This window comes from Streptomyces kronopolitis, assembly GCF_050953795.1.
Classification (GTDB): Bacteria; Actinomycetota; Actinomycetes; order Streptomycetales; family Streptomycetaceae; genus Streptomyces; species Streptomyces kronopolitis_A.
This window is the reverse complement of record NZ_CP191850.1, coordinates 1192343-1215730: the sequence shown is the minus strand read 5'-3', so window position 1 is coordinate 1215730 and position 23388 is coordinate 1192343. Positions and strand designations below refer to the sequence as shown.

Sequence of the window (23388 nt, the reverse complement as noted above, 5' to 3'; positions counted from 1 at the left end):
AGAGCGGAGCGGCCCTTACCTCCCGCACCGAATCGAAGGAGCACCCTGTGACACGCCAGACTGCTCAACCGTTGGAGCACCTGAGTCTCAATGCCTCCGACCGGCAGATCAAGGAACTGGCTCGCAGCTTCCGCCAGACGTTCGGCCTCAACCTGAACCCGCCCTACCAGCGCGGCCAGGTCTGGGCCCATGACCAGAAGATCGCCCTGATCCGTTCGTGGCTCACCGGCACCCCTACAGGTGTGGTCATCCTCAACGACCGCTCCACCATCGAGTGGAAGCAGGCCAACGGATACGACCCCGTCGAACGCGACGAGCCCATGTACGCCTGCATCGACGGGCAGCAGCGAATCAGTACCGCCTGCGAGTGGCTCGACGACGCCCTCGCCGTGCCAGCCTCCTGGTTCGCGGCCGAGAACGTGGAGGCGACCGAGGGCACCGACGACGGCCCCTACGTCCGACACTCGGGGCTCACACTGCCGAGGCGGCGGCACTTCGCCAACCGCGCGCAGCTGACTGTCGCCGTGGCTCACGTCGCCACTGTGCAGGAGGAGGCCGCCATCTACCTGCTCGTCAACGGCGGCGGCACCCCACAGACCGACACCGACATGGCCAACGCCGCCCGCATCGCCCATGGTGACGCCCGGTGACCGCCCCGGTGTCGCTCTTCCCGGAGCCGTCGATACGGGAGCTGGCCCGGGACGATGCCCGCTACTGGAACGACTGCTACAGCCACGATCCGGACGACACGACCGGTACGACGACGAAGCTTCCTAATGCTGTTGTCAAGCAGCCGCAGTCACTGGAGGTGCGACTTGATAGCACCGTCGGTCACGGATCAGGGCCCACAGGACGTTGACGCGTCGGCGGGCGAGGGCCAGCACAGCTTGGACGTGCTTCTTCCCCTCGGCGCGTTTGCGGTCGTAGAACTTCCGCGAGTTCGGGTCGCAGCGGACGCTGACGAGGGCGGAGGTGTAGAACACCCGCTGGAGCCTGCGGTGGTAGGCGACTGGCCGGTGGAGGTTGCCGCTGACCTTGCCCGAGTCGCGAGGCGCGGGCGCAACGCCGGCAAAGGCCGCCAGAGCATCCGGGGAGTCGAAGCCGTCGAGGCTGCCGCCAACGGCGGCGAGGAACTCCGCACCGAGCACGGCGCCGATTCCGGGGATGCTCTGGACTATGTCGGCGAGTTCGTGCTCGCGAAACCGGCCCTCGATGAGCTTGTCCGTCTCGGAGATCTGCTGATTGAGGGCCATCACCTCCTTGGCCAGGGTATGGACCAGCTTGGCAATGGTCTTCTCCCCGGGGACGGCGGTGTGCTGTCGCTCTGCTGCCTCAACGGCTGCTTCGGCCAGGGCTCGCGCGTTTCGGACGGTGCGGTTGGCCAGCCACTTGGTCAGCCGCGTGATCCCGGCGCGGCGGATCGAGGCCGGACTCTGGTACCCCGTCAGGAGCTTGAGCGGGCCGGTGTTGGTCACGTCCAGGGCCCGCTCCAGGGCCGGAAACATACTCAGCAGGGTGCCGCGCAGGCGGTTCACTGCGCGGGTGCGGTCCTCGACCAGGTCGGCGCGGCGTCCGGTCAGCAGTTTGAGCTCGATGGCGGCTTCGTCGCCGGGGCGGATGGGCCGCAGATCGCGGCGCATTCTGGCCTGGTCGGCGATGACGTAGGCGTCGCGGGCGTCGGTCTTGCCCTCGCCGCGGTAGCCGTCGGAGGCCCGGTTGACCAGCCGGCCGGGCATGTACAGGATCTCCTGGCCGTGGTTGATCAGCAGAGCCAGCAGCAGTGCGGGTTCGCCGCCGGTCATGTCAATGGCCCAGGTGACCTGGCGGCCGTCGGCCAGATCGAGGACGTCACCGATCAGCTTCAGCAGCTCGGGCTCGTCGTTGGCCACCCGCCGCGACAGCAATGTTTTGCCGTCGGTGTCCAAGGCAAGTCCGTGGTGGTGGCCCTTGCCGCTGTCGATCCCCGCCCATATCCGGCTCATCGTGCTCCTGACGTACGTGTTCGTACTGTTCGTGCCACGGACGACCTCGCCGGCATTGCTCTACGCAGCGACTTGTTCGCACTTCCTAATCGGCGGCCGAGTCGTCGTGGAGTGCCGGGCGGCGAAGCCTCGCAAGCCACGAGATGGCAGCCGCCTGATAGCCACACCCAGCACCCCTGGGCGACCCAACCCTACGAGTGGCTCGATCAACCCGACCAAGAAGGTAGAGCCGCCTGAACCCCGCCCCGTACAGCCCGCGTCAACAAACGGAGACCCAGTGTCCGACTTTCAGCCGACCCACTCCTGCCCGCACCGCCTCTGCCGCCCTGTACACGGGGTGAACGCGGTGGCCGGACTCGTCGCCATCATGGCCATCATCCGAGTGCAGCCGCTACTGCTCATCCTGGTCGCCGCCATGGCCGTGATCGGAGTAGCGACCTATCAGCTGGTCCACAAGAGGTCGGTGGTTGCCGCTGCGCGTGAAGAAGCCGAGGCCGAAATGGCGGGTAAGCCGCTGGAGGTTCAGGTTCGTTCCGGCTGGGCGACTGTCGCCATCATGCTCGACGGCCTGTTCATGGCGGTCTCGCTGCTGATGGTGGCTGCCGTGTTCACGGATCGCAGTGACGGTTCGGCTTTCGTGCCGACGGCCGACGTTGGCGGCTACTTGGCGATAGGAATCGGTGTCGCGTTCATGGCCGCCAACGAGATCGCCCACCGCCAGGCTGCACACACACCCACCGCCTGAACCATCGACCCCGGCCCGCCCCGTCTGGGGCGGGCCACTTGACCAGCAAGGAGAAGCAGCGTGCCCCGTAAGCCTTCCAGCCCGAAGAGAAGCACCGCTCTCGCGCCGCCCTGTACCGCGCCGCCGCCGAGGAACGCGCCCGGATCGCCGCCGGCCGCAGCCGCGTCACCCGCATGAACGCCTACCAGTGGGACGTCACCCGCGGCGAATGGTCCCTCTATGAGCGGCTCCCGATCGACACCAGCACGGAGGAGTCGTGAGGGTCACCTTCCAGCAGTCGAGAATCTGGGAGGCCGGCAACCCGGTCGACCCCAACACCGACAAGGTGACGGTCAAGGTGCCTCCTGGGAAGGGCGAAGCCAGCGCCCGCAGGAGGCTTCCGCAGGCCGACACAGGGCGCGTGTGGGTCCTGGTCGGCACGACAGGTGCGGCGAACGGCGGCCAGCGGTGAGCGCCGAGTTGGAGCGTGCCGCGCAGGCCGAGGCCGACGCGCGGGACGCGGCCTTTCGAGAGCGGAATCTGCCTGCCATCGACTTCCTCATCCGCGCTGTCCGACGACATGACGCGGAGAGGGTGCGCGCCATGGATCCGTTCGAGATCGCGCTCGCTGGCCAACACGCCCGCGACGACATCGCCAACCAGCTCGACCCCGAAGGAACAGCATGACCGCCAGCGATGACCTGATCCATTACACGGCCACCACCCGCACCGTGACCGCCGACGGACTCGCTCCGTACCTGGACCGTCTCTAAGCCGAAGCCCGAGCCGATGAGCACGAACGCGTCGCCGACGAGATCCACCGCGCCGACCGGCCCACCTTCGCCGACGGAGAGCGCCCCGACCTTGTCGTCTCCGTCATGCGCAACATCCACGTCCGCATCGCCGAAGACGGATGGTCGGCCCCGTACTGGAAGCCCGAGACGATCGACCTCCCTGAACCCAGTGCCGACACGGCCAGCATGTGGCAGACCGCCAGCAACGCCGTCGCCTGGCTCAACTCGACCAACGCGGCCAGCGACCATGAGACCGCCATGCGGCTCATGAAGCTGACAGAAGAGGCAGGCGAGGTGATGCAGGCGTACATCGGCCTGCAGGGCCAGAACCCGCGGAAGGGCCAGACGCACACCGCCGACGATGTGGCCGCCGAACTATGCGACGTCATCCTCACCGCCGCGGTCGCCCTCGAGCACCACATGCGGCGAGTCGACAAGCGTATGCGCCAGATGGTCAGCGCCACATTCCCGTGCGGCTGCCGAACCGGGCAGGGGTGCACCTGCCCCTACCCCAGTGCCAGCGAGGAGCAGCAGTGACCAAGAAGCCGGCCGTCCCCGCCTTCCTTGTCGACTATCTGGACAAGCGGGATGCCCACCGTGCCGACGCCGTGAACGCCGTCCTCGCCTCCCTCACCGACCGGGAGCGGACGCTGGTCCATGACGCCGCTGTCATGGGCTACGTCCAGGGCCGGGAGTGGGCCGACGCCTTCCCCTGGCTCGTCCCCGTCCCGGCCGCTGAGCTGTACGAGCAGTGGAAGGGGGAGCGTGACCGTGCGAGTGCTGCCGCGTAGGACGTGCACGACAGGTGGGTGCCGCGCCAGGGCGACCCACATCCTGGAGACCACCGACGACAACCCGATCGCCGACAACGTGCGTCGAGTGCACGACCTTGTGTGCGAAGAGTGCGGCAACAGCTACATGCGCGCGAACTGGGTTAAGCGCTGCCGTCCGTATCTGGCCCGGAACGGGGCGACCGTGTCAGTGGCGCCGCCCAGGATCAGGATCCGGGTACAGCACGAGAATGAGCCCGACGCCTACACGATCGAAGACTGGGTGGACAAGGGTGCCGCAGCAATTCGCGCGGGCCGACTGGTCCCCTACGTCATCGACATCATCGACGGCGCCGGCGACATCCTCAACGGCTGCCTCAACCGGCTGGCCGGCCCAGGCTTTGAGGGCACCTATCGGCGGCCGGCCGAAATCCAGGAGGCGTGGCTGGCGTACCACGCAGCCGACCACTGGACGCCCTGTTTCGGCATCCAGTCTGGGGACCTGGTGACCTTCGGCGGAGAAAACCTGCTGGCGGTCAATTACGTCCAGGTTGACCAGGACTACGGCAACATCGGCACCAACAGCGGTTTCGTCCTCTGCCAGCCCATCCGCACGACGACCGTCCGCCTTCGGGTATGGGTGGAAGACCTCACCCGAGTTTTGGAGATCACCGCATGACGTACAGGCTGGTACAGAATGGCCTACGGCAAGCCCTGACGTGGTGCCTTAGGCAGCTGTATGAACGGTTGTGGTGACGAGCGGATCGAGCAGTAACGACAGTGGCAGATGGCCCTTGACGATCAGTGCGAAGAGCACGTCATGCGGCCCGCTGCCAGGATCCAAGAGCGACCGGGACAGGGAATGCCTCGCGGCCTCCAGCCGAGCCCGGAGATTGTTGCGATGTCCGTGGTACCGCGCCGCTGTCCGCTGAATACTGCTCTCCTCCGACAGCCTTAGACGCCGTTTCTAATGGTGTGATGGTTCGTTGAGCCGTGCATGACGGATCTGGTGGAACGGTTGGTACCGGAGGAGTTGTGGACTCTGTTCCGGCGAGTGGTCCCGCCAACGGAAGTCATACGCCCGCAAGGCGGCGGCCGTCGCCGAGCCGGTGACCGTGAATGCCTGGCAGCGGTCATCTTCGTGGCCACCTCGGGGTGTACCTGGCGGCAGCTGCCGCCGGTGTTCGGGCCGGCTTGGCCCACCGTCTACCGGCGCTTCGCCCGATGGAGCCGGGACCGGGTCTGGGCCAGGCTCCACCGGGTCGTCCTCGACGAACTCGGTGCGCGAGGTGAACTGGACTGGTCGCGGTGTGCGATCGATTCCGTCAGCGTCCGGGCGGCAAAAGGGGGCCTCTGACCGGACCGAATCCGACCGACCGCGCCAAGTTGGGATCGAAGATCCACCTGATCACCGATCGGAACGGCCTGCCACTGTCCCTGGGCATCTCCGCCGCCAACATGCACGACAGTCTCGGCCTGGCGCCGCTCGTGCGTGGAATCCCGCCCATCCGGTCCCGCCGCGGCCCTCGTCGCAGACGTCCAGCGAAGCTGCACGCCGACAAGGGCTACGACTACGACCACCTGCGGCGATGGCTCCGCGAGCGCGGCATCGCCCACCGCATCACCCGCAAAGGTGTCGAGCCCTCGCAACGGCTCGGCCGCCACCGCTGGGTGGTCGAGAGAACGGTGTCCTGGCTGAGCGGCTGCCGACGACTCCACCGACGCTACGAACGCAAGGCGGAACACTTTCTTGCCTTCGTCGGCATAGCCGCAGCCCTCATCGGCCATCGCCGACTCGCCAAGTGAAACAACGTCTTACAGCCAGCAGATCTACTTGCTCGGCCGAGAGACAGCCGAGCAGACTGCTTGCCCAGCTCTCCACTTCGGGGTCCTGGAGCAATTCGCGCAGCGACCGAACCTTCGGTGAGGCGAGGGTGGCGACGCCGTGACGCGTATCGAGAAGCTGCAACGCCAGATCCAGGACGGCACGGTCGGCCAAGCCGTCACCGAGGCCGGCTTGTTCGGCTGTGGTCGAGAACCGCTTGGCCACTGTGTTCCGATGAGGCCCAACCTGGTCGGCCTCCAACCGACCCAGGAGCTTTGCCGCTCTGACTGTCCCCACTGAGGCCGACAACCGTGCGGCTTCCAGCCTCCGCTGGTACTCGGCTTCAGTACCGGCGGCCTCGCGGACTGGACGCAACAGGCTGGCCGCCCACGCCTTGCCCGTCTCTGCAAGCACGGTGGACAAGGGCGGGCCGCTGTCGTACACGGCCACTCGCAGCCCCTCGGCGCTGGTCCGGACGGTCTCCAGCGCCTTGAGCGCGCCGAGGTATCCCTGTGCGGCCTGGGCCCAGGGCAGAGGTGCGCACACTCCCAGGGTCCGCAACGGAGCCGCGCGCAGTACCGGCTTCAGCAACTCCGCGGTTGCGGCCTCCCTCTCGTGGGCTCGGGGCCGGCAGATGATGACGTGCCGGCTGTCGGAGGGCCAGATGATCGTCCGCGCCTCCCAGTCGAGCGCCTGGTCGACCTCCGCGGCCGCGGCGCAACGGTCGTCGCTGGCCGGTACCTCCAGCACGCTGATCTCTCCGTGGAGCGTCGAGCAACGTGGGGAGAAGCGGTGCTATGAGGCTGCGCGCCTGTTGGAGATCTCCTTGAACCAGGGCGCGGAGGACGGATGCTCGCGATGCCGTCTCTGTGCGTGCCAGCCGTTGCGCTCGAGCACGTAGATCGAGTTGGCCGCTCACGAGGGTGAGTTGCCCTGCGACCAGCGGCACCAGAGACCGCGCCGGGTAGGGCCAGGGGGTTGCCCGTCGCGCGGCCAGGGTGCGGGGAGGAGCTGTGCTGCCCTCATGGACCTGACGCGCCTGCGGCATTGACCGCCCGAGATGTGCGCCCTCGGCTACGAACAAAACAACTGTGCGGGCCTGTGCGTCAGGGGCGACTCCGGCCACAACTGCCGCATCCCTCCGAACCGTTGCTCCGCACCCTCTCGGCCTGCGCCTGCCCTGGCCGCCTGGCTGAAGCAGCCCTCGGGTACCCGCTCGGCTCCTGGCCAGTCGATCTCGTCACAGATCCATGGCAAGTGATGACACCTAGATCCTCTTCGCGGTAAACAGGACGCACATGTCGATCGAACGGGGCGGGGGACATTGGTGGGTACCGAGTTCGGCGAGCTGCTGAGAGCGCGTAGAAGCGCGGCCGGCTATTCACTCCGCGAGTTCGCTCAAGCGCTCGCCTACAGCCCAGGCTGGATCAGTCGCATCGAGAACGGCAAGGCTGAGCCAACCCTCGACATGGCTCGGCGCTGCGACGAACTCTTGGGCACAGACGGAGAACTGGCTGCTCTCGCCAAGAACGCCAAGCACCCCAACACCCGCCCCCTCCAACTGCCGCCCGCGCCAACCGGATACGTCGTCCAACAGCCCGTCATCGACGCCCTGAACGCGATGTTCGAAGCCGCTGTCGAAACCAGAACGGGCCTGACCGTCGCCATCGACGGTCCAGCGGGGGTCGGGAAGAGCACACTCGCAGTGCACTGGTCCCGCGGGATGGCCGAGCGCTTCCCCGGAGGGGTCCTTTTCACGAACCTGCAGGGCTACTCCGATGCCGATCCCGAACGCCCCGACCACGTCCTCGAACGGTTCCTCACTGCCCTCGGCGTCCCAGCGGAAAGCATCCCCACGGGCCTTGACGAACGTGCTGCAGCCCTGCGGACCATCGCCGACGACCGGCCTATGCTCCTCGTCCTCGACAACGCATCGGATTCCACGCAGGTTCGCCCGCTGCTCCTCGGCACCCCCGGCTCCATCACGCTCGTGACCAGCCGTCGCCGCCTAACGGGCCTCGCTACCACTTCCGGCGCGCAGCGCATCTCCCTCTCACCACTGAGCCCGGCGGAATCTGAGACGCTGCTGCGCGCCATCGTCGGCCCTCGCATCGACGAGGAACCGGACGCCACGACCGTCATCGCTCGTCAGTGCGCGCACCTCCCCTTGGCTCTGCGCATAGTGGCCGAGCGACTGGCCACCCACACTCACCGTCGAGTCGCGGACGTGGTTGGCGAACTCGGCGAAGCGGCCTTGGACGCACTGGCGGACGCGGAGGACCCGCGGCTGGACATCCGCCCGATCCTGGAGAGCTCGTATCGCGCTCTCCCCTCTGACCAAGCCCAGGTATTCCGCCTCCTCGGCCTTTACCCGGCCGCCCAAGTGAGCGCGCCCGCAGCCGCCGCGCTGCTCGGCTTCTCCACCGTCCGGGCCCGACGCCTCCTTGACGCTCTCGTGTCGGTGCACCTTGTGGAGGAGATCGGACCAGACCGGTACCAGCGGCATGATCTGCTCCGCGACTACGCGGCGGAACGCTGCGCGGAGACCGACAGCGAGGGCGAGCGCGCCGACGCCGTGCGCCGACTGGCAGCCTGGTACGCACACACCATCGACCGTGCGTGCTGGCGCATGGCCCCACACCGCCCGATCGACCGCCTCGGCCCCCCGCCCGCCGGCGTGACACCGACTGAGTTCGCCACGGCCGCAGGCGCGGAGACCTGGTGTGACGCGGAAGCAGAAACGTTCCTTCCGATAGTCCGTCTCGCGGCCCGGCACCAGTTGCCCGACGCGTGGGAGATTCCCGCGCGACTATGGAACTGGCTACTCCTTCGCAAGCCGTGGGGCGTCTGGATCGACACCCATCAGGCCGGATTGGACGCCGCCACGGTCGCAGATGACACCGCCAGCCGAGGCTGGGTGGCCATGAATCTCGGCGAGGCGTACCGGCAGTCCGGCGACACCGAGCGGGCCCACGAGCACATTCAGCTCTCCCTGGACCTTCGCCGCGACCTCGGGGACCGGCATGGACAGGCGTGGTCGTCCACGTGCCTCGGGTTCACCGCGAGGGACGAAGACGACCACAGCAGCGCACGCCCCCACTTTGAACAGGCCCTGGCGCTCTTCAAGGAAACCGGGGACAAGCACGGCCAAGCGGTGACGCTGGCCTGCCTGACGGAGGTCTACGCACAACTCGGTGAATTCCACCAGGTCCAAGAGGTGTTCGACGCAAGCCTGGCCTTGACACGTGAGATGGGAGACCTGTACGCCGAGGGGGAACTGTGGGCGCGCCGCGCCGCCGCTCACCTCCAGGACGAGGGCCGAGCCGAGGCCGTCGCGTGCCTGGACCGGGCTCTTGAGTGCCGACGTGCGGCCGCTGACGCGTGGGGGATCGCCGAGGCGCTGGAGCAGCGAGGCGACGCGCTCGCCGAGCTGGGGAGGACGAGCGAGGCCCGGCAGTCGTGGGGAGAAGCCTGCGAAGCGTTTGACGTCCTCTCTGAGTTGCGAGCAACCCGCCTGCGCGACCGTCTCACGAGTTGATGAGGGCCCGGCGCACCCGGTCCATGGCGGTGGCTGCATCAGCGGTGGTCGCGATCCGGACCGGGCGTCGGCCGTCGGTGATACTCGACATCTCCGGCGGGAACCCCACCCGGCCGTCGATCAGCGTTGCTCCCCGGCAATGGCCGACAAGCTCGACGAGAACCCGGTGCTCCTCATAGGTGGCCAGCGTGGAGTCGATCATGAGAGCCGCTGCGAGGGGATCGTGCATTACGCAGCCCTTGCGTCCGTTCAGCTGCGAGTAGATGCCCACGTAGGTGTCCAGCACCTGGGTGGCGAAACGGGCGGCCGGGGTGTCGTGCGACGCGATCTCCTCCAGCCACTCGGTATCCACCCACGCCGACTCGGTGACGTCCATCGGCACCATCCGCATGTCGAAACCAGCGCGCATGACCTCCTCGCCCGCCTCGGGGTCGTGCCACGTGTTGGCGTCCGCCCAAGCACTGGTGTTGCCGGGCACCCGTATCGCGCCCCCCATGTAGACGATCTCCCGCACCAGTTGCGGCAGGGCGGGTTCGAGACGAAGCGCCAACGCGATGTTCGTCAGGGGGGCGAGCGACAGCACGGTGAGTTCGCCGGCATGCGTACGTGCCAGCCGCACCAGTTGCTCGGCCGCGGACTCGGCGCTGGGCGCGCGTCCGGACGGCGGGCCGGCGTGGCCGCCGAGTCCGTCGGTGCCGTGGACGACTTCGGAGGTGTGGAGCGGCTGTTGCAGGGGAACGGGGTGGCCGACAGCGACGGGCACGTCCGTGAGCCCGGCCACGTCGAGGATGCGCAACGCGTTCGCGGCGGCCTGCTGGGTCGGGACGTTCCCGTGGATCGCGCCCACGCCGACGATCTCGATGTCCGTCTGTGCGGCCAGGTAGAGGATCGCCCAGGCGTCGTCCACGCCTGGGTCGGTGTCGATGATGACGGGGCGGGTTCCGGATATAACGGTGCTGGATGTCACATGGTCTCCTCGAACGTAGAGCCACGATTCTGCTCGGCGACGGAACCGGGCACCAGTGTTGCTCGAATTGAGCAACAGGTAAACGGTGGCGGCCGGCAGCACGGTGTCGGAAGGTTACTCCTACCTCAACGTCCGCATCTGTCACTCGTCACACAGATCGATCGACCACGGACCGCACAGACCCCTGCTTCGGCGCCATGGTGTTGGCTGCACCTTCGCTACTGCCGGACGGGGGCACCTCCCTTTCTCACGGGGAGAGGGAGGGTGCGGGACACGGGCTGGCTTGCCATTGCACAAGCTCGTTGGGAGGCACTGGGAGACGGGGGCGTGTACCAGGGGCGTGAGCAGAACGGGGGAGACCATGACGAGCACGGGGGAGGAGCCATGGTGGAGCAGGGAGAAGAGCCGTGAACTGGCATCTTGTCGCTACCTGGCAGGCACGCAGGGGATACGGCAATCCCCTTGACAATTCCTCAACTTCACCATCGGCGAAGTTGAGGGAAGTATCTGATGGGCGTGATGGACACCGCCCTGCGCGAGTCGCTGAAGGCACAGCGGCTGTCGGGGATGCTGGAGACCTTGGACGCCCGCCTGGCCCAGGCCCACGGCGGCGAGCTCGGGCACCTCGACTTCCTCCAGGTCCTCTGCCAGGACGAGATCACCTGTCGCGAGACCGTCGCCTTGCAACGACGCCTGAAGCGAGCAAAGTTCGAGCCGCAGGTCACCTTGGAGGAGTTCGACTTCACCGCTTCCTCGAAACCGCCTGCTGCCCAGATCTGCGACCTAGGCGCCCTGCGCTGGCTGCACGCTGGCGAGTCCGTAATTTTGTTCGGTACCGTCGGGGTCGGCGAGACGCGTATCGCCCAAGCTCTCGGCGACCTCGCCGTCTGCCAGGGCGCCCACGTCCGCTTCGTCAAGATCAGCCGGATCCTCGCGGACCTGGCCGGCGACCACGCAGACCGCACCTGGAACATCCGCAAACTGGTACGGCCCGACGTCCTCATCTTCGACGACTTCGCGATGCGCCAGCTGACCGCACCACAAGCCGACGACTTATACGAGCTGGTCAGCGAGCGACAGGGCCGGTCACCGATCATCACCAGCAACCTGGGGCCCAGCGACTGGTATCCCCTCTTCCCCAATCCCGTCGTCGCCGAGTCACTCCTGGATCGGCTCATCAACACCAGCCACCAGGTCATCATGAACGGTCCCAGCTACCGGCCGAACAAGCGACCCAAGAACCCCACGGACGAGCCGGGCAAACCTCCAGTCAAATGACCCCGGAGGGAACAGACGCGAGGTGGGGGAGTTACGCGAACTTCCAGCGGGGACTATCGCGTTGCAGCTCCGCCTCACACACCTGCACAGGTTGCGCGGCGCAGCCAGAGCATCTCCCCCCCCTTGGCGAGCGGCGCGCGTCAGGAGCGAGGCGGACTCCCAGCAGCTGCTCCTGCCGCGCTGCAGCGAAGAACGGCTGAGGCTCGCTGCCTTGAGGCGTGTTTCGTAGCCGATACGCCCCCTGGCATCGCAAACCTCCCTGATCTTGCATATGAAGGAGCGCACCGATGATCCACCCCCACCCAGAAGCGTCCAACTCTGACGAGTTCAAAGGCTTCAACGAAGCCCGGCGCATCATGTGGTGCCATGAGGCTCGTACCCGCGTGTACGAGCGATTCGAGCAGACGAGCTTCATCGGTGACACGAACGTTGCAGCGGTCCACGTCGACAACACCAACAGGGCAGACCGTGTGTTCCTCGTGGCATTCGACACGGCCGGCCAGCAGGTCGGCGTCGACACGCTCTACATCGACGAGCCGAATCAACACCTCGACATCGCGCCCGAGTTCGACCATGACTTCACCGGCATGGACGTCGTGCCGGACTCTCAGCTTGACCAGGCCATCTCTCGCCAGAACGGCTGGGTCGTCAACCTGAAGGTACTGCGCGAGTACGACTCTTTGGCCGATCGCCGGGCCACGCAGCGCGCGGTGTTCCTGGCGCATCTGCAGGACATGATGAAGAACGGTGACGTCCGCGGATTCCTGTTTGGCCGGGGTGAGTCCGATGACACTGATGCGGCGTGAGAGACCACGACCTCGTACCTCAGACGACCCCGCCGGCAGCCTGGCCGGCGGGGTCGTTTGATCTCTGACGCTGTTACAGTGCTGTATTTTCGCTCGCAGTAGGGGAGGGGATCAGCACAGCTGATCCGGGTGTCGAACCCGGGCCGAGTGCTTTGCGGGGAGATATGCCGTGGACCGGCTCACGCCGGTCCCGGGTGACGCCTCGCGGTAAGCCCCACGACGAGGCCACTCAGTTCGTCTTCGACACCGTCGACTTCCAGGGGCAGCAACCACGAGCAAACCGCTGAGCATGGACGACCTTACGGTTAAGTTCCACAGCAACCACGCCGGCGTCTACCGCGGCGAGACCACGATCTGGCAGGCCCCTGAGGGAAGTCTCTACCGCGTCGTCCAGCGTTGGGACCCGGCCGAGTTCGAGATCGCGACCCTCGTCCCCACAGGGTGGATCACGCTTCTGACCCCCGACCTCGAGCAGCGACTGGGTGGCAGCGCCCAGGACCGAAGCATGACCGCCTCCACCAATTCCGGGCTCACGCTGGACGACGTCCTCGATCTGAGCGCAGCGCTCGATCTCGCCGATGCGAAGATCGAGCTGCTCAGCGAGTACAAGCTCGAATACCCGCAGGACTAGGCGCCGGATGGCATCCGGTCCATGAACGACGAGGTCGAGCAGCTGCACCAGCTGCGCGCGCGACTGATGGACCTGCAGGCCCGCTGAGAAGCGGAGTCCTCCGCCTGAGAAGACGACGATGCCCTGACCGCCTCGTGGCGGTCAGGGCATCGAATCAGGCTCGGTACGCGGCGGTGCCGCCCTGCCGGGTCGTCACGCCGGCGGGATGAGCAGCGAGGCCCCCGCGTAGATGAGATCCGGATTCTGGATCTTGTTCGTCTCGACCAGGACGCCGATCGGCACCCCCGTCGTCCCTGAGATCGCGGTGAGCGTGTCGCCTGGCTTGATGGTGTATGGCTTCGCCTTCGGCGCGGGCTTCGCCTCGGTCGGTGCACCCGATCCGTTGGGTTTGTCCTCGTCGCCGCGACCCGGCGTCGGATCCTGACTTGCCCTGTTCTCGTCCTGCTTCCCCGTGCCGCCCTCGTTCGGCTGCTGGGCGCTGCCGCCTCCGGCGTTCTTCTCGCCGGGATTCCACGGTGCCTCGACCGGGGCGTGATTGTCCTGCAGCGCCTGGATGATGCCGCTGTCGGACGTCGCGAGCTGCGTCAGGCCCCATCCGGCGAAGAGCGCTGCTCCGCCCACCATGACGCTGGCGGCGATGACGGGTCCGTTGCCGAAGCCCATCGGGCCGGCGTGACTCCCGGCAGCTGCTCTCGTCTGCGCGGACGGCTTCAACGCCGTCCCCACTGGCCTCTGAATCGTAGCCGTCATCCCTGTCCCAACTCCTCTTTGAATAGCGTCCACAGCCATTCATGTCCGGCATTGACATTCTACTCATAGTCGAACTGAAGTTGATAGAATAAGGGATTGGATGGCAGTCCGAATCTTGTCCGATAGCCCCCCAGTGGGCCCCCGAACCACCGACCGCCAGACCGAACGAAGGAACACACCACCATGGCCAACTACTCCATCTCCGCCAGCCAGATCACCGAGGGCAAGAACGTCTTCATCCGCGGGAAGCTCGGCTTCGCCGTACTCGCCCGCCTCATTGAGGGCGCGGAGCTCGTCGCCAGCGACCAGCGCAAGACGAAGAACGGCATGAACCCCGTCGGTAAGCCACACACCACTGCGACGATCATTCACGCCGAGGTCCAGTTCGCCGATCCGAACAACCCCACTCTCGAAGAGCAGTTCGTCGCCGAGCGCCGCTACGACTCCCCGAAGCGGCCCGAAACCGGACCCAACTACTCCATCGACTCCAAGGGCAGCACCCTTCCGGTCATCGCGATCCCTTCTCCGAAGGGCGACGGCACCTACGACCAGGACGAGTCCGGCCGGGAGCTCGCGCAGGGCCTCGACGTCACGCTCGTGCTGCGCACCTACAAGCCGAAGAACTTCAACAACCGCGGCCTGGCCCTCGAACAGGTGATCGTTCACGAGACGCCGCGCTACTACAATGCCGGCGGCATCGACCAGGCTGAGCTGGCTGCGCGTGGCATCGTGCTCAACGGCACGCCGCGCCCCGTTCAGGCCACTCCTGCCAGTGCTGCCCCTGCCGCCGCCGTCCCGGTGGCGACCGAGGTAGAGGACGGCCTGTCCTTCCCGGCCCCGCAGCCGGCGTCCGCACCTGTGGCCGTGACCGCGCAGTCTCCGGTTCAGACCGCCCCGGCGACCGACGCTGTTGCTCCCGCTCCGGCTCCTGTCCAGCAGGTGCCCCTGGAGGAGAAGCTCGCGCGTCTTGAGGCCGAGAACGCCTCCCTCAAGGACGCCGGTTCGGCGGTGGGCTCGCCCGTGGCCACCGGCCCCTGGAACGGCTCCGGCTCGGCCCAGCAGGCGGGGATCACCTACCAGGGCTGATCCACGCTGACCATCGATGAGACCCCCGTACTCGCATCCGTGCAGTACGGGGGTCCTGTCTTTCTCTCCCCCTCCTGACGCCTCCGATCGAAAGCATGCGTCCCACGATGACTCCAGCCGACCCCCATGCCTGGTTCCCGCACTTCTACGGCAACCCCGCGATCCGCACTCTCGCCAGTGCCTGTCGGTGGACCATCTCCGGACAGATCGGGGAAGAGACCCCCGACGATCCCACCAAGCCGCCGAAGCGCAAGGCCCCGACCGACGTACGGCACCTGCTCGCCGGCTGCACCTCCAGCTGCAAGCACGCTGGCCCACTACGCGGAGCCTTCGCCCTGGACGAGACCTGCCTGCTCACCCTCGATGAACTCACCGCGGCGATACCGAACGCTGCGAACACCGCCTTCTACCTCCAAGCCCAGACTGACGGGCTGCTCGTCCTCGACATCGAGGCCGACTGCCCGCCAGGTGTGGCCACAGACCTGCTGCGGCTGCCGAGAATCCTCTACTCGGAGCTGTCGATGTCCGGCCAGGGCTTCCATCTCGTCATGCCGCTGCCGAAGAACTTCCACGACTTCCCCCTAGCGGCCTGCAAGCGCGTCCTGCGTGAGGAACACGGCTGGTACGAGCTGCTCCTGGACCACTGGTCGACCTTCACCCGCGTGCCGGTGCCCGATCGCATCGTCGCTCACGTCAACGCAGCAACTACCGCGCCGGCCTTCGCCTCCATAGAGGACCTCTACGCGCAGCTGGCCGTGAACGCCGGCGAGAGCTCCGGTGCTTCAGCATCAGCTGTCGACACCGCCGAGGACATGCCCGACATCCCGTACTCGCAGGCGATCATCGAGCAGACCCTGACCAGTGCACGCCATCAGCTCCGGGATCCCGGAGACTTCAACCACGACATGTCCCGCTGGGAGTTCTCCGTTCTTGCCTCGCTCTACGGCTGGATGCGGACACAACTGCGCGCCTACAGCGCCCTCGGCGTCGAGTACTCGACAGGCGACACCGCGTGGTTGCTCTACAAGGCGGCGGTCGATGTCATCCCTGCGCGCCCCAAGCACAGCGAGCGGCGCAACGGCCGGCCCTTCCTCCTTGACCGGGCGGCTGCGCTCGTGGCCGACCGCGAGGCCCGTTCCTCGTCGACCAACTGACCGACGCTCTGTGCCCGTTCCTGCTGCTGCTTCAGCTCCTGGTTCATCTGCTGACTCCGGCAGCGGGTGGGGTGGGTGACGGGTGCTGCGGCGGGGCCGAGCACAGGTGGGGGACAGTGCTGGATCGCGCGGAGCGCGATCGGGTGGCGATGTGCAGCGGGGCTCCATCGCCACCCACGGCGGGAGTGCAGGTCTCCGCCAGGCTCCGACGGCGCGGCCCGCGCCACAGGACCGTTCACGGCCTATGCAGCCTCGGCGACGCCGAGAGCAGCAGCGCCGTCCTCCGACATCTCTTGCCTTTCTCTCTCTTCCTCGCCCACGCACAGAAAAGACGTCGACATGAAGTTCAACGACACCCTGACGACCCTCATCAAGCAGTCCCTTGAGGTCGGCGCGACGCCCGCTCTCATGGGGGAACCCGGCATCGGCAAGTCCAGCTTCGTCGAGGGCCTGGCCTACTCTATGGGCACGCAGGCTTTCACGCTGCCGTGCAACCAGCTCGCCGACAAGGCCGACCTCACCGGTGCGCGCCTGGCGCCGTACACCAAGCACGACGGCACTCAGAGCTACAAGCAGGTCTTCTACCCGCACCAGGTGATCCAGGAGTGCATCGACTACGCCGAGAAGAACCCGCGTGAGTGGCCGATCCTCTTCCTCGACGAGATCAACCGCACCACCTCTGACGTCACCTCCGGCGCGCTGACCCTGGTCACGCTGCGCCGCATGGGCTACGTCGAGCTGCCCAAGAACGTCCGCATCGTCGTGGCCGGCAACGACAAGGGCAACGTCACCTCGCTCGACGAGGCGAGCCTGTCCCGCTTCGCGATCTTCCACGTCGAGCCCGACGCCGCCACCCTCATGTCTGTCCTCGGCGACAACATGAACCCCTGGGTGAAAGCGGTGCTCACGCAGTACCCCGCGCTGATCTTCCAGAAGTCGACGCCCGAGGCCATCGTCGCCGACGGCCAGGACGACGATGACAGCGGCAACGTCACGATGGCCGATCTGTTCGACGGCGGCGAGGAGATGAACCAGCTCACCACGCCGCGCACGATCGACAACCTGTCGAAGTGGCTCAACGCGGCGGATCCGCAGCAGCTGGCGCAGTACCTGGCCACCCCGATCCAGATCGGCGACCGCGAGACCTCGCTGCTGAACGAGGCCATCGAGGCCTACGTCGGGGACACCATGTTCACCACGCAGCTCGTGGCCACCATCTCCCAGGACCTGGCGAACAACGCCGGCGGCGTGCAGCACCACCGGGTGAACGTCCCGAAGCCGAACTGCTACCAGAGCCTTAAGGCAGCAGCGACCGTGACCGACATGGCCGCGCTCGTCGCGACGCTGACCGACAACGAGAAGTCCGGATCGCTGCTGTACGCGCTCAAGGAGAGCGAGGACAACGCGCGCCTCATCGAGCAGCTGGCCCAGGCCGCCACCCGGGTCGAGCCGGAGCACACCCGCACGCTCATCGAGATGGTGACCAACCAGCAGATCGACCGCCAGAACCTGGAGGCCTTCATGGAGATCGACGCTCCGATCGTCAACCAGGCCAAGCCGGTCCTCTCGGCCTTCCTCTGATCGATCGATCACCGGTGGTGGGGACTGCTGCGGTGCAGCCCTTGCTGCAACTCCCCACCACCGGCGGCGCTCTGCCGCTGCCTTGTCCTCAGAAGGAGACCACGACACATGACGATCAACGTCACGAATCAGAAGCCGGCCGTGCTTGACGCACTGCATACCATCGCGTGCATCGGCGACTACGACCCGGTACCTGCGATCCAGCAGGTCCTCGTCGACCCGCTGCTGCAGCCGTTGAACCCCAACGCCCCGGCAAGCATCACCGACGCCCAGGGCGCGGATCTGACGGGGGGCATCTCGGACCTGATCATGAGCTGCTTCGGCGACACGCTGAACGTGGGCAGCGAGCAGACCGTCAAGGAGTTGCTCGGGCAGACCCTGATCAGCTTCGACCAGGGCACGCCGCTGCCGGTCGCCGAGCTCTTCGCCGTCCAGGCCGGGCAGCAGAACAAGATGCCCGCGCCCTCCCCGCGGGTGCTCTACACGGCACAGGCTGACGTCCTCCCAGCCGCGAAGGCCCTGCTGGCGGGGACCGGCGGCGAGAGCGCCTTCTTCGCCTCGATCGCCTACACCTTCCACCCCGACACCCTCGGGTTCTGGTTCCAGTCCTCCGCGGCCTTCGACGACTTCAAGGTCTGGCTGTCCCAGCAGACGCAGACGATGGCCAGCGCGCTGCCGCCGGCCACCACCAAGTTGCTCAACGACTTCTCGGCCCTGTCCCTGAAGGGGCTCACCGAGTCGCTGATGGTGCGCAAGGACGACTCTGACGCCAACGATGAGCACTCCTTCGCTCGCGTGCTCGTGCACATGCTCATGAACTACGTCGAGCAGCAGCGGGCCCAGGCCAGCCAGCAGAACACCGCCTTGGACACCGGCGTCCTGCCGTTCACGGCCGGGGAGTTGTTCTGCCCGCGCTCCCTCGTCCTGGTCAACGTCGAGGCCCATGCCCGGGCCACCGCGGCGAAGATCACGGGGGAGTGGAACCTCATCAACCAGTCGCTGGCTTCGCCGGTGAAGGTCGTCTCGAACACGTCGCTGTCCAAGCTCACGTCGCTGCCACGGGCAGCCGCCCGGGCTGCCGCCCTGGGAGCCAAGCAGCAACCGGGCCAGCCTGGCAGCCGTAGCGCCCAGGTGGCATTTCGCAAGCAGCCGCCGAGCAAGCTCGACCTGCTCAAGGACATCACCCGTGTGCTGCGCCGGATGGGCAAGGTCAACAAGTCGCAGAACATCTTCCGCACGACGAAGGCGACCTTCCTCAAGGCCAACCGCCGGGACCCGGACGACTGCAATAAGCCCGGCCGGATCACCTCGGTGCAGTACATGCCCGACCTGCACATCTACATCGACACCTCCGGTTCGATCTCCGAGGAGAACTACCAGGAGGCGGTCATGATGCTCATCCGGATCGCCAAGAAGCTCAACATCAACCTGTACTTCAACTCGTTCAGCCACTTCCTGTCCCAGGAGGTGATGCTGCGCACGGAGAACAAGTCGACGGCTCAGATCTGGAAGGAGTTCCGCAGGATCCCGAAGGTGTCGGGTGGAACGGAGTACACGCAGATCTGGCGGTACATCAACGCCAGCCGCGTGCGCCAGCACAGGCTCTCGCTCATGGTCACCGACTTCGACTGGCTGCCGCCGTCCACGCGTCAGGACCACCCGAAGAACCTGTACTACGCACCATGCTCCGCCATGGACTGGTCGTTCATGGTTGACCTGGCAAAACGCTACGCCGACTCGATGCAGCACATCGATCCGAGCATCCGGCAGAGGTTCCTCGGCATGGTCGTCTGACCTCGCCGCTCCTCGAAATCCGTCAAGAGCGGTGTCGTCCAACTCTCCTCATTGGCATAGCTCTTGACGGCCCCTGACGTTCTCTCATCCATCCATATCCCTGCTCGGAGCCCCGTGACGCATCGAGGCACTCGCCCCCGTGCTCGCCACCGGTGAGGGCGTGACCCTGCGGGAAAACGCACCCTCGCCATGTGCCGAGGTGCGTGATGGCGTACTTGGTTGCCGAGTCATCGTCGACGACAGCTTCGAGTGGTTCGTCACTTTGGAAACAGTTGCCGAAATCCCGGAAGGGGACTGAAGACTATGAAGCTTTGGCAGGTGACCCGCACAGACGGCTGGGGGTGTGACGAGTATGACGCCGTCGTCGTCCGTGCCGAGAACGAGGACGGGGCGCTCCGTACCGTCTGCGGTGGCCCCAGCAGAGACCCCGCACTGGCATCGATTCAGTACTTCGATAACGAGCCGTTGCGGGGGTTCCGCCTCGACCGGTCCAACGCCAAGATCGAGGAGCTTACTTCCGAGGGGCCACCCGGCATGGTCATTGGGAGCTTCAACGCTGCATAACCCGTGCTGAGATCGAAAGCCAGTCTGGCCTGCGCGCGACCTCCCCGCCCAGGACGTGGTGGTGCTCGGAAACCCGGCCGACATCGCCGCGGAGATCGTCGCTGATCTTTGCAAAGCAATCGCCGCTATCGAAGAGGTTGCCGTCGCGCTCACCAAGCCTGCGCCCACCACCGTGCCAGGCGATAACGAGGTCAGCTGACCATGCCGCTCCTCGGAAACCGTCAGTGCCGCTTTCGACGACCCCTGACTTTCCCTCTCACTCATCCATATCCCTGCTCGGGACACCGTGGCGCATCCACCCATCGCGCCACCACGCCGAGCGACCCGCACCGAAGGAGGACCCGGTGGGTCTCAGCAACTTCACACCCGGCGGCTCCGACGACGACGACAAGGGCAACGGCGGCGGTGTCAGCTTCCCTCCGCAGTTCCCGCCCATGGGGCTGCCGTCCAGCGGTGGCAGCGCCGACGACGTCAAGGAGCTCCTCGTCGACTACAACGAGAAGTTCAAGAACGCCGATCCGACCATGTTCCGTGACACGCTCATCGGGCAGGTCCTCTCGGTCGTCATCAGCAAGACCAAGCCCAACGCTCTGCTGGTCGGTTCCGCCGGCGTCGGCAAGACGAAGATCGTCGAGGACATCGCCCGGCGCATCGCGCTCGGCGACGCCCTCATTCCCGACCAGCTCAAGGACTACACGATCTACGAGCTGCCCATCACCAACATCATCGCCGGGACAGGCATCGTCGGCTCGCTGGAGGAGAAGGTCCAGGCGATCGTTGAGTTCGCCTCGGACCCCAAGAACAAGGCCATCCTGTTCATGGACGAGATCCACCAGATCACCGGAGGGTCCGGCAGCCATGGCGACGCCGTCGGCCGCAAGATCTCGCAGATCCTCAAGCCGGCCCTTGCCCGCGGCGACATGTCCGTCATCGGCGCGACCACCAGCACCGAGTCTCGGGCATTCGACGAGGACCCGGCCTTCGCCCGCCGCTTCACCCGGCTCATCGTCGACGAGCTGAGCGTGGAACAGACGCTGGCTGTGATGACCGCGGTCCGGCCCGGCCTGATGGCGCACTACCGTCACCAGATCGGGGTCTCCGACGACGTCCTGGCCTCGGTGGTGCAGATCGCCGAAGCGAACTCCCGGGCTGGCCAGCACCGTCCGGACAACGCCATCACGCTGCTCGACCGCGCGATGGCTGACCGGGTCCTGGAGCAGAAGAAGCTCATCGTCCAGGCCGAGAACGCTGGCGACACGGCACTCGCGCAACACTTGCGGTCCATCCCGCAGGTGCCGCTGACGAACACCCGTGTGCTCGATGTGGCCAAGCGCCTGATGACCGGAAACGCCCAGCGCAAGGACCTCGACGTCGCCGCGTTGAGCGCCACACTCACCAGCCGCCTGCAGGGCCAGGACGACGTGCTCGCTAAGCTCACGGACCGTCTGGCCCGCGAAGAGCTCGACCTGTTCCCGACGAAGACGCCCACGACGTGGCTGTTTGCCGGGGCCTCGGGTGTGGGTAAGACCGAGGCGGTCAAGATCATCGCTCAGGAGACAACCGGCACCGAGCCGATCATCCTCAACATGGCCGAGTTCCACACCTCGTCGGCCGTCGCCAAGATCGTCGGGGCACCTCCCGGGTACGTGGGTTCGGACTCCAACCAGGAACTCCCTTTCGACACGCTGGAGTCCAACCCTCATCGGGTGATCCTGCTCGACGAGTTCGAGAAGGCCGGCAAGGCCGTGCAGCGCCTGTTCCTCTCGGCGTTCGACGAAGGCTACATCCGCAATGCCCATGGCAAGATGCTGGACTTCTCCAAGGCCCTGGTCATCTGCACGACCAACGCCGCCCGTGATTCGCTCGACGGCAAGATGATCGGCTTCGGCAGCAACCCGAAGACCATCTCGAACCAGAGCCTCAACAAGGCATTGGAGCAGTTCTTCGACGCCGAGCTGCTGGGCCGGTTCGCACTGGTCGTGGGGTTCAACCCCATCGACCGGCAGACCTACCGGCAGATCATGGCCGCCGACTACGAGCGGCAGCGTGAGCGGATCGTCGAGGCCAAGCCGCGGCTGGCCCAGGCGCTGCCCGTGTCGATGCTCGACGACGAGCTGCGCGCCATTGAAGAGACCACCTACGTGGACTCCCAGGGTGCGCGGCCGGCGCGCAAGGCTGTTCGCACCTGGATCGAGGACCACCTACTCGCTGCTCAGACCGGCGGCACAGCCTCGGCATCCCCGTCGGATGACTGAGCAGCCGTCCACATCGCACCGAGTGCCCTTGTTCCGGATGTTCCGGAACAAGGGCACTTGCGGGTTGCAGTCCCGTCAGGAGCACCACCACCTCGCTCAAACACCCACCGGCCGGCCCCACCACGGCGCTGCCGGTCCGTACCCGAGGAGTTTCACGTGCGCGTTGGTATTGCCCTCGACCTGGGCGGCGGTGATATCGACGGCGCTGAGCCCACTGTCGAGTTCGCCTGGGAGATCGGAGCGCTGCCGCTGCCGCGCGGCGGTGAACGCATCGCTTTCGGCGAGCTGTTCACCGTGGTCCGCTTGGTGCAGTACCTCTGCCCGGACGCCGACTACATCGCTTCCCGGGAGGTGAAGATCGACCCCGTGACGGTGGAACTGCGTTTGGCGCTGCCGAAGGCGTTCAGGGAGGCCGGGTTCACGCTGCCGGAGCTACGCGCGACCCTCGCCGGGCTGCCGTGCGTGAGCGAGCTGTATGTCCCCGGCGTCGAGCGGAGGACGGCATGAGCGGCCACCTGCCCACGGACGCCGCGCTCGCCGGGCTCCGGCTCGACCCCCGCGCGCGGCACGTACCCGCCTGGATGTACGTCCAGGACGCCGGACCCGGCCTGGTGAGCTTCGTCGGCGCCAGCCGCGTAACCCCGCAGGCCGGAGCGCACCCGCTTCGGTACGGCAGCGAGCGCACGCACCAGATGATCGTCGGGGAGTTCGTGCTGCGGCCCCACTACGCGCTGGCCACCGACGCACTGATCGGCACGGGCCTGGGCGGTATCGCCGGCCGCGGCTTCCACGACCTCGACGGCCTGCTGGACAACGGCGAGCTCCTCTTCGACCCCTACGGCCGCTATCCGGGCACCGCCCCGCAGAGCTGACGTCGAATCCCCCCGAA

General features: G+C 66.6%; 26 protein-coding genes. 22 read left to right on the top strand and 4 right to left on the bottom strand.

The window, feature by feature from the left end:
* The first annotated feature begins 47 nt into the window (after positions 1-47).
* A complete protein-coding gene (locus ACQP17_RS05055; RefSeq protein ID WP_433855147.1) occupies positions 48-650 on the top strand; it encodes a DUF262 domain-containing protein in 603 nt (200 codons plus the stop codon).
* Between the two features lie 135 nt (positions 651-785).
* On the opposite strand, the gene ACQP17_RS05050 is transcribed toward ACQP17_RS05055, so the two are convergent.
* Entirely contained in the window at positions 786-1982 is a 1197-nt protein-coding gene (locus ACQP17_RS05050; protein ID WP_433855146.1) for an IS110 family transposase, read from the bottom strand.
* Positions 1983-2328: 346 nt separating this feature from the next.
* On the opposite strand from ACQP17_RS05050, the gene ACQP17_RS05045 reads away from it, so the two are divergent.
* The 7 genes from ACQP17_RS05045 (at position 2329) to ACQP17_RS05015 (ending at position 6076) form a co-directional block, all read left to right on the top strand.
* The gene (locus ACQP17_RS05045; protein WP_433855145.1) at positions 2329-2727 is read left to right on the top strand and encodes a hypothetical protein; all 399 of its coding nucleotides are present in this window, start codon (positions 2329-2331) and stop codon (positions 2725-2727) included.
* Between the two features lie 256 nt (positions 2728-2983).
* Complete coding sequence (locus tag ACQP17_RS05040) at positions 2984-3178, top strand: hypothetical protein (protein WP_433855144.1); 195 nt, start codon at positions 2984-2986, stop codon at positions 3176-3178.
* Positions 3175-3393: a hypothetical protein gene (locus tag ACQP17_RS05035; RefSeq protein ID WP_433855143.1), complete on the top strand. Its 219-nt coding sequence runs from the start codon at positions 3175-3177 to the stop codon at positions 3391-3393. The genes ACQP17_RS05040 and ACQP17_RS05035 overlap by 4 nt, the downstream gene beginning before the upstream one ends.
* Positions 3394-3584: 191 nt before the next feature.
* A complete protein-coding gene (locus ACQP17_RS05030; RefSeq protein ID WP_433855142.1) occupies positions 3585-4037 on the top strand; it encodes a MazG-like family protein in 453 nt (150 codons plus the stop codon).
* The gene (locus tag ACQP17_RS05025; protein ID WP_433855141.1) at positions 4034-4291 is read left to right on the top strand and encodes a hypothetical protein; all 258 of its coding nucleotides are present in this window, start codon (positions 4034-4036) and stop codon (positions 4289-4291) included. Before ACQP17_RS05030 ends, ACQP17_RS05025 begins: the two co-directional genes overlap by 4 nt.
* Positions 4266-4949 carry a hypothetical protein gene (locus tag ACQP17_RS05020; protein ID WP_433855140.1) on the top strand — a complete coding sequence of 228 codons (684 nt, stop codon included), beginning with the start codon at positions 4266-4268 and terminating at the stop codon, positions 4947-4949. The genes ACQP17_RS05025 and ACQP17_RS05020 overlap by 26 nt, the downstream gene beginning before the upstream one ends.
* 318 nt (positions 4950-5267) lie before the next feature.
* Positions 5268-6076, top strand: a protein-coding gene (locus ACQP17_RS05015; RefSeq protein WP_433855139.1) for an IS5 family transposase whose coding sequence is annotated in 2 segments (ribosomal slippage) — positions 5268-5615 and positions 5618-6076 — 807 coding nt in all. Because the reading frame shifts where the segments join, the coding sequence is not laid out codon by codon here.
* Here the strand turns inward: ACQP17_RS05015 and ACQP17_RS05010 are convergent.
* Positions 6048-6845 (bottom strand): hypothetical protein, encoded by a 798-nt coding sequence (locus ACQP17_RS05010; RefSeq protein WP_433855138.1) that lies wholly within the window; start codon positions 6843-6845, stop codon positions 6048-6050. The two genes, ACQP17_RS05015 and ACQP17_RS05010, sit on opposite strands and share 29 nt — an antisense overlap.
* Positions 6846-7422: 577 nt before the next feature.
* Here ACQP17_RS05010 and ACQP17_RS05005 point away from each other — a divergent pair.
* Complete coding sequence (locus ACQP17_RS05005; RefSeq protein ID WP_433855137.1) at positions 7423-9633, top strand: ATP-binding protein; 2211 nt, start codon at positions 7423-7425, stop codon at positions 9631-9633.
* On the opposite strand, the gene ACQP17_RS05000 is transcribed toward ACQP17_RS05005, so the two are convergent.
* Entirely contained in the window at positions 9623-10600 is a 978-nt protein-coding gene (locus ACQP17_RS05000; RefSeq protein ID WP_329142789.1) for a nucleoside hydrolase, read from the bottom strand. The genes ACQP17_RS05005 and ACQP17_RS05000 overlap by 11 nt on opposite strands.
* 510 nt (positions 10601-11110) lie before the next feature.
* Between ACQP17_RS05000 and ACQP17_RS04995 the strand changes: the two genes are divergently transcribed.
* From ACQP17_RS04995 to ACQP17_RS04985, 3 genes are all read left to right on the top strand, one after another.
* Positions 11111-11878 (top strand): ATP-binding protein, encoded by a 768-nt coding sequence (locus ACQP17_RS04995; RefSeq protein ID WP_433855136.1) that lies wholly within the window; start codon positions 11111-11113, stop codon positions 11876-11878.
* A gap of 287 nt (positions 11879-12165) precedes the next feature.
* Positions 12166-12684, top strand: a complete 519-nt coding sequence (locus ACQP17_RS04990) for a hypothetical protein (RefSeq protein WP_433855135.1) — start codon at positions 12166-12168, stop codon at positions 12682-12684.
* A 289-nt stretch (positions 12685-12973) separates the two neighbouring features.
* Positions 12974-13315, top strand: coding sequence for a hypothetical protein (locus ACQP17_RS04985; protein ID WP_433855134.1), 342 nt, complete (start codon positions 12974-12976; stop codon positions 13313-13315).
* 192 nt (positions 13316-13507) lie between these two features.
* Here the strand turns inward: ACQP17_RS04985 and ACQP17_RS04980 are convergent, their stop codons facing one another.
* The gene (locus ACQP17_RS04980; protein WP_433855133.1) at positions 13508-13978 is read right to left on the bottom strand and encodes a LysM peptidoglycan-binding domain-containing protein; all 471 of its coding nucleotides are present in this window, start codon (positions 13976-13978) and stop codon (positions 13508-13510) included.
* A gap of 270 nt (positions 13979-14248) precedes the next feature.
* Here ACQP17_RS04980 and ACQP17_RS04975 point away from each other — a divergent pair, with 270 nt between their 5' ends.
* From ACQP17_RS04975 to ACQP17_RS04930, 10 genes are all read left to right on the top strand, one after another.
* Positions 14249-15151, top strand: coding sequence for a hypothetical protein (locus tag ACQP17_RS04975; protein WP_433855132.1), 903 nt, complete (start codon positions 14249-14251; stop codon positions 15149-15151).
* Between the two features lie 95 nt (positions 15152-15246).
* Positions 15247-16305: a hypothetical protein gene (locus ACQP17_RS04970; protein ID WP_433855131.1), complete on the top strand. Its 1059-nt coding sequence runs from the start codon at positions 15247-15249 to the stop codon at positions 16303-16305.
* A 339-nt stretch (positions 16306-16644) separates the two neighbouring features.
* The gene (locus ACQP17_RS04965) at positions 16645-17886 is read left to right on the top strand and encodes an AAA family ATPase (RefSeq protein WP_433855130.1); all 1242 of its coding nucleotides are present in this window, start codon (positions 16645-16647) and stop codon (positions 17884-17886) included.
* A gap of 108 nt (positions 17887-17994) precedes the next feature.
* On the top strand, positions 17995-19680 hold the full coding sequence (locus tag ACQP17_RS04960; RefSeq protein ID WP_433855129.1) for a hypothetical protein: 1686 nt from the start codon (positions 17995-17997) through the stop codon (positions 19678-19680).
* A 139-nt stretch (positions 19681-19819) separates the two neighbouring features.
* Positions 19820-19978 carry a hypothetical protein gene (locus ACQP17_RS04955; RefSeq protein ID WP_433855128.1) on the top strand — a complete coding sequence of 53 codons (159 nt, stop codon included), beginning with the start codon at positions 19820-19822 and terminating at the stop codon, positions 19976-19978.
* A gap of 5 nt (positions 19979-19983) precedes the next feature.
* Complete coding sequence (locus ACQP17_RS04950; RefSeq protein WP_433855127.1) at positions 19984-20244, top strand: hypothetical protein; 261 nt, start codon at positions 19984-19986, stop codon at positions 20242-20244.
* A gap of 55 nt (positions 20245-20299) precedes the next feature.
* Entirely contained in the window at positions 20300-20443 is a 144-nt protein-coding gene (locus tag ACQP17_RS04945) for a hypothetical protein (protein ID WP_433855126.1), read from the top strand.
* A 145-nt stretch (positions 20444-20588) separates the two neighbouring features.
* On the top strand, positions 20589-22499 hold the full coding sequence (locus ACQP17_RS04940) for an AAA family ATPase (RefSeq protein WP_433855125.1): 1911 nt from the start codon (positions 20589-20591) through the stop codon (positions 22497-22499).
* A gap of 156 nt (positions 22500-22655) precedes the next feature.
* On the top strand, positions 22656-23006 hold the full coding sequence (locus ACQP17_RS04935; RefSeq protein ID WP_433855124.1) for a hypothetical protein: 351 nt from the start codon (positions 22656-22658) through the stop codon (positions 23004-23006).
* Positions 23003-23371, top strand: coding sequence for a hypothetical protein (locus ACQP17_RS04930; protein ID WP_433855123.1), 369 nt, complete (start codon positions 23003-23005; stop codon positions 23369-23371). Before ACQP17_RS04935 ends, ACQP17_RS04930 begins: the two co-directional genes overlap by 4 nt.
* The last annotated feature ends 17 nt before the right edge of the window (positions 23372-23388 follow it).

Coding starts and splice junctions, on each gene's coding strand:
- ACQP17_RS05050 (WP_433855146.1), bottom strand. CDS start 1,982: ATGAGCCGGATATGGGCGGGGATCGACAGCGGCAAGGGCCACCACCAC.
- ACQP17_RS05030 (WP_433855142.1), top strand. CDS start 3,585: ATGCGCAACATCCACGTCCGCATCGCCGAAGACGGATGGTCGGCCCCG.
- ACQP17_RS04995 (WP_433855136.1), top strand. CDS start 11,111: ATGGGCGTGATGGACACCGCCCTGCGCGAGTCGCTGAAGGCACAGCGG.
- ACQP17_RS04990 (WP_433855135.1), top strand. CDS start 12,166: ATGATCCACCCCCACCCAGAAGCGTCCAACTCTGACGAGTTCAAAGGC.
- ACQP17_RS04985 (WP_433855134.1), top strand. CDS start 12,974: ATGGACGACCTTACGGTTAAGTTCCACAGCAACCACGCCGGCGTCTAC.
- ACQP17_RS04980 (WP_433855133.1), bottom strand. CDS start 13,978: ATGGGCTTCGGCAACGGACCCGTCATCGCCGCCAGCGTCATGGTGGGC.
- ACQP17_RS04975 (WP_433855132.1), top strand. CDS start 14,249: ATGGCCAACTACTCCATCTCCGCCAGCCAGATCACCGAGGGCAAGAAC.
- ACQP17_RS04970 (WP_433855131.1), top strand. CDS start 15,247: ATGCGTCCCACGATGACTCCAGCCGACCCCCATGCCTGGTTCCCGCAC.
- ACQP17_RS04965 (WP_433855130.1), top strand. CDS start 16,645: ATGAAGTTCAACGACACCCTGACGACCCTCATCAAGCAGTCCCTTGAG.
- ACQP17_RS04960 (WP_433855129.1), top strand. CDS start 17,995: ATGACGATCAACGTCACGAATCAGAAGCCGGCCGTGCTTGACGCACTG.
- ACQP17_RS04950 (WP_433855127.1), top strand. CDS start 19,984: ATGAAGCTTTGGCAGGTGACCCGCACAGACGGCTGGGGGTGTGACGAG.
- ACQP17_RS04930 (WP_433855123.1), top strand. CDS start 23,003: ATGAGCGGCCACCTGCCCACGGACGCCGCGCTCGCCGGGCTCCGGCTC.